We start from the raw sequence: 4,501 nt of genomic DNA on the forward strand, positions 1-4,501 counted from the left end.
CACTGGTTACGGTGTGGGAGAGTAGGACATCGCCGGACAAAAATTGAAGACAGTAATGGCGGCCCCCGCCCGACGAAGAAACTTCGATCGGGCGGCGCGGGCCGCCATTACTGCGTTTGCGGACCGGATCGGGTGACCCCGCACCCAAGGCGAGGCGTGCATCGTCCGCCAGCAGGTCGTCCACAAGCCCCCCACCCCTTGGTCGTGCTCATGCACAGTGTCCCCGGGGACACTGTGCATGAGCACGAACGAAGAGGGGGGAGAGACGAGGAACGGGGCAATGATTCCTGGCTGGTCAGCGATCGTGGACGGCTTCACGCCCTTCCCGATCTCGATCGGTCAGCGGCGCACCTGGTAGCGCAGGTGCATCACCCGGTTGCCCTGGATCACCACGTCAGGATCCTCCAACCGGTGCTGTGCATCGACCGACCCGAAGTAACGCTTGCCAGAGCCGAACACGACAGGTGCGACGTCCATGCGAACCTCGTCGACCAGGCCGGCGGCCAGCACCTGGCCACCGACGTTGCCGGCGGCGACCTCGACCAGACGGTCACCCGCCAGCTCCTGTGCTTGGGTCACGGCTGCTTCGACGTTGTCGACGAAGTGGAACGGTGCTTCAGGGTTCCAGTCCTCCGGGGCCGGCCGGTGTGTCACGACAACCACGTGGTCGATGCCGCTCGGGGGTTTACCGTCCCAGCCGTCGGTCAGGTCGAAGACGTGGCGGCCGGCGATCGTGACTCCGATCTGGTCCCAGTACGGCCGGATGTAGTCGTAGGACGACTGCGACACCTTCAGCACGCCGCTCTCGTCCAGCGGCACGTCACCGCCCATCAGCCAGTCGAACAAGGTTCCGGGCTGGTCTTTCTCGTCCGCGATGAAACCGTCCACCGACACCGAGCCGTACATAACCACCTTGCCCACGGAGCGCTCCTCTGCGTTGGGGATTCCTCAAGTTAGCGGGTGGTGAGCTGGCGCGCGGCTCAATCCGCCATGGGTTGCGTGGCGGCGGGCCTTGTGATGGCGGGCGGGGACGGGTGGCGTTCGCGGCTGAAGGCCTACGTAGACCATCCTCGTACAGCAGTGACATTTCGATACCGAACGTCGAGGTCAGCTGGTTTCTTGGTGCGGCCGGTGCAGGCGATATAGCTTGGCACTGGCTCAGCTTCGAGCTCACCCCCTCCGGACAGGACGAAAGGGTCGGGAACGGCAGCATGTATGACGGGAACGGCGCCGGTTCGATCGGCACCGGGAGTCAATACCGCGACGCGTTCCTCGAGCTGCACGGATCCGGCCGGATGACGGTGGACGAGGGTGCGCCCTGGGCCGGACGCCTGGAGTGGCAACGGTCCAGCCGGTACGGCATTGCCCTGTGCGGCGGTGTAAGTGAAGAGTTCACCCGGGGCCGCCGCGACATCCGCAGCTCCCCCCGCGGCACGTTCGAGCTGCTCATGCCGATCGCCGGGGCGGCCTGGGTGGAGCAGGGTTCTTCGTCCGGGGAGATCGGCCCGGGCACGCTGGCGCTGTGTGAGATCGACCGGCCGGTGGGTCTCACCCATGGGCTTGAACCGCCCCGGGATGTCCGGAGGGCTCTTCTCTTGAGAGGATGAGTCCATGAGGGAACGTCGCAAGAAGCAGTATCCGGACGAGCTTCGCGAACGTGCGGTGCGCATGGTGCAGGAGTCGTCCGAGGAGTATTCGTCGCAGTGGGCCGCGATCAACTCGATTGCTGGCAAGCTCGGGATCGGCTCTGGCGAGACCCTGCGCAAGTGAGTCCGCGAGGCTGAGGCTGCCCAGGCGAACTCGAAGACCCGCAAGGCGAGGGTTTCGGTCGATGAGTCGCCTGAGTTGAAGCGCCTGCGTCGGGAGAATGCTGAACTGAAGCGGGCCAACGAAATCCTCAAGGCTGCAGCGGGTTTCTTCGCGGCCGAGTTCGACCGGCCACGCAAGTACTAGTCAGGTTCATCGCCGAGCACGTCGGCCGGGTCGCCCTCGTCGAGGGCGGCTCGGCCGATGCCGTGCTGGAGCTGAACTGGGGAGTCGAACCGATCTGCGCCGTGCTGGCCGAGTACGGAACACCGATCGCCCCGAGCACCTATTACGAGCACCGCGCCCGCGTCATGGACGGCTAGCTGTCCGAATCTGAATGGCGTGATGCTCTGATGTGCAACGAGATTCACCGCGTCTGGACAAAGAACTACCGGGTCTACGGAGCCAAGAAAATCTGGCTGCAACTCAACCGCGAAGGCACCCCGGTCGCCCGGTGCACTGTCGAACGGCTCATGCGGTTCATGGGCATTGAGGGCGCCCGGCGAGGCGGCAAAGCCGCGCACCACCATCAGCGATCCGTCGGTGCCGAGGCCGGCCGATCTGGTGGAACGGACGCAGGCTCTCAATACCTCGCGCTGGCCATGACCGAACGTCTGAGCGAGGCCGACATCCTGCCCTCGGTCGGGACGGTCGGGGATGCCTACGACAACGCCCTGGCCGAGAGCGAGATCGGCCTCTACAAGACCGAACTCATCCATCCACAAGGACCCTGGAAAGGCCTGGACGACGTCGAACTGGCCACCCTGGAATGGGTCGATTGGCACAACCACCGGCGCCTGCACAGCGCCTGCAGCGACCTCACGCCAGCCGAACTTGAACAGATCCACTACGGCACACACCCAGCCTTGGCTACGCTGCTGCCGTCAACCGTATGAGCTTCCGGACACTCCGGGGCGGTTCAATGACCCGGTTTTAGATGTCGGGGGTGGCCAAGCCAGTGGGAGGGCTTTCGCCCCGGAATTTGGACACGCGGGTGGGTGTTTCAAGCTGCCAGGATGAAGGTGGCAGCGTTCAGGGTTTTCTCGTATTGGTTGGGCGGGGCTTTCCTGCAGTAGGAGTGCCTTCGGCGTGTGTTCTATCGGGTGCAGAACCGGAACATGTCCTGGTTGAGCTGGCTTGTCAATCCAGAACGTTGCGCCTTGGAGGGTTCGCGTCTGAGGGTGGCGTTCCAGGACCTGGAACAGTCGCTTCACCGTGAAGGTGTCTCGATGGTCATCATTGAACTGCCCAACGGCTCACCAGGTCGTCTCGACCTTGAAATATTTGACGTTTGACGGAGCATATCCCTCTCCGTAGAAAGCTTTTCGACTTCGACATCGTGTTGCACCTGCCGGCGGGTGGACGCCGCGTTCTGCGCCGCCGACCCCGCCGGACGACCCTGCCCCGGCCCCCGTCCGGCACCGGCCGGTCCGACCGCCAGCGCCTCATCCGGACCACCGGCGCGACCAGGCCCGTGGTCGGAGTGCAATCCTTGACCCACGTACTCAAGGCTTCCCGGTCGACCCCCAGATCAGCGGCAATGCCCTGGACCGTCGCGCCGGGCGTGGACCGGTGCAGGTCCACCGCTTGTTGACGGAACGCTGCGCATACGACTTACATACTACGAAAGGATCATCTCGCTTCCTCCAGCATCATGCTGGATTCAGCGTGTCCAGGATCCGGGGTAAGCGCCGTGGGCGGCCGGGCTCAACCGTGACCGTGCCGGCGTCGTTCGGACTCTGTCATCTCAGATCGGCTTGTCCTGGTAGACGTCGGGGACGCCGTCGACGTCGGCATCCACGGATTCCTGCTGGTGCAGGCGGCGGTAGGTGCGCTCGCGCATGCGCAGGACCGCGGCGGCCAGGATCGCGGACAGCAGCGAGCCGGCCAGAACCCCGACCTTGACGTGCTCGTCGCGTTCGGTTCCGGCGCCGAACGCGAGTTCACCGATGAGCAGGGAGACGGTGAAGCCGATGCCACCCAGCAGGCAGACACCCAGGACATCCCACCACGACAGCGATTCATCCAGTTGAGCGCGGGTGAAGCGGGAGACGGCCGCGGTTGCGCCGAGGATCCCGATCACCTTGCCTGCCACGAGCCCCACGATGATGCCCAGGGCCACCCGGTCCTGCAGAGAGGTGGCCAGTCCGCTGAGGCCGCCGACGGTGACCCCAGCGGAGAAAAAGGCGAAGACGGGGACCGCGAAGCCTGCTGACAGCGGGCGCCACAGGTGTTCGAAGTGCTCGGCCATGCCGGGACCTGCGTCCGGCCCGCCGGCGGCAGCTGAGCGGAGGACCGGGACGGTGAAGCCGAGCAGGACCCCAGCGACGGTGGCGTGGATACCGGAGGCGTGCATCAGGGCCCAGGCCAGCACAGCCAGCGGGATCAGTAGCCAACCGCTACGGATGCGGTTCTGCACCAGAACGCCGAACACAGTGATGGTGACCAAGGCTCCCAGCAGCGGTAGGAAGGCCAGGTCGCTGGTATAGAAAATGGCGATCACGATGATGGCCAGTAGGTCGTCCACTACCGCCAGAGTGAGCAAGAACGTGCGCAATGCGGAGGGTAGATCCCCGTCTGTCAGGGTGAGTTGAGGCCAGCGGCTCAGAACAACCCTTTCCCTTGACGGGGCGAGATCCGGAAGTCCTGCGTTGAGTGTCGATGTGTCTGGGCCGGTGGCCCAGGATGGTTCCAT

Annotated in this window: 6 protein-coding genes and 1 pseudogene; 4 read left to right on the forward strand and 3 right to left on the reverse strand. The window is 64.8% G+C overall.

All coding sequences use genetic code 11. The features are described 5' to 3' along the window. A partial coding sequence (locus QSK05_RS35930; RefSeq protein ID WP_285601894.1) for a hypothetical protein occupies positions 1-184 on the reverse strand: 184 nt, incomplete at its 3' end. Between the two features lie 155 nt (positions 185-339). Then, complete coding sequence (locus QSK05_RS35935; protein WP_285601895.1) at positions 340-921, reverse strand: dihydrofolate reductase family protein; 582 nt, start codon at positions 919-921, stop codon at positions 340-342. Positions 922-1,211: 290 nt separating this feature from the next. Here QSK05_RS35935 and QSK05_RS35940 point away from each other — a divergent pair, with 290 nt between their 5' ends. The 4 genes and pseudogenes from QSK05_RS35940 to QSK05_RS36735 all read left to right on the forward strand — a co-directional run bounded on the left by QSK05_RS35940 (position 1,212) and on the right by QSK05_RS36735 (position 2,702). Then, on the forward strand, positions 1,212-1,607 hold the full coding sequence (locus QSK05_RS35940; protein WP_285601896.1) for a hypothetical protein: 396 nt from the start codon (positions 1,212-1,214) through the stop codon (positions 1,605-1,607). A 4-nt stretch (positions 1,608-1,611) separates the two neighbouring features. Beyond that, complete coding sequence (locus QSK05_RS36725) at positions 1,612-1,770, forward strand: hypothetical protein (RefSeq protein WP_502879885.1); 159 nt, start codon at positions 1,612-1,614, stop codon at positions 1,768-1,770. A 401-nt stretch (positions 1,771-2,171) separates the two neighbouring features. Continuing rightward, a pseudogene (locus tag QSK05_RS36730) lies at positions 2,172-2,315 on the forward strand (IS3 family transposase); the annotation flags it as partial. Between the two features lie 93 nt (positions 2,316-2,408). Further along, positions 2,409-2,702 carry an integrase core domain-containing protein gene (locus tag QSK05_RS36735; protein WP_502879886.1) on the forward strand — a complete coding sequence of 98 codons (294 nt, stop codon included), beginning with the start codon at positions 2,409-2,411 and terminating at the stop codon, positions 2,700-2,702. An 851-nt stretch (positions 2,703-3,553) separates the two neighbouring features. On the opposite strand, the gene QSK05_RS35950 is transcribed toward QSK05_RS36735, so the two are convergent. After that, a partial coding sequence (locus QSK05_RS35950) for a Na+/H+ antiporter NhaA (RefSeq protein ID WP_285601897.1) occupies positions 3,554-4,501 on the reverse strand: 948 nt, incomplete at its 5' end.

The organism is Kineosporia sp. NBRC 101731 (assembly GCF_030269305.1).
Taxonomy (GTDB): Bacteria; Actinomycetota; Actinomycetes; order Actinomycetales; family Kineosporiaceae; genus Kineosporia.

Coding starts and splice junctions, on each gene's coding strand:
- QSK05_RS35940 (WP_285601896.1), top strand. CDS start 1,212: ATGTATGACGGGAACGGCGCCGGTTCGATCGGCACCGGGAGTCAATAC.
- QSK05_RS36725 (WP_502879885.1), top strand. CDS start 1,612: ATGAGGGAACGTCGCAAGAAGCAGTATCCGGACGAGCTTCGCGAACGT.
- QSK05_RS36735 (WP_502879886.1), top strand. CDS start 2,409: ATGACCGAACGTCTGAGCGAGGCCGACATCCTGCCCTCGGTCGGGACG.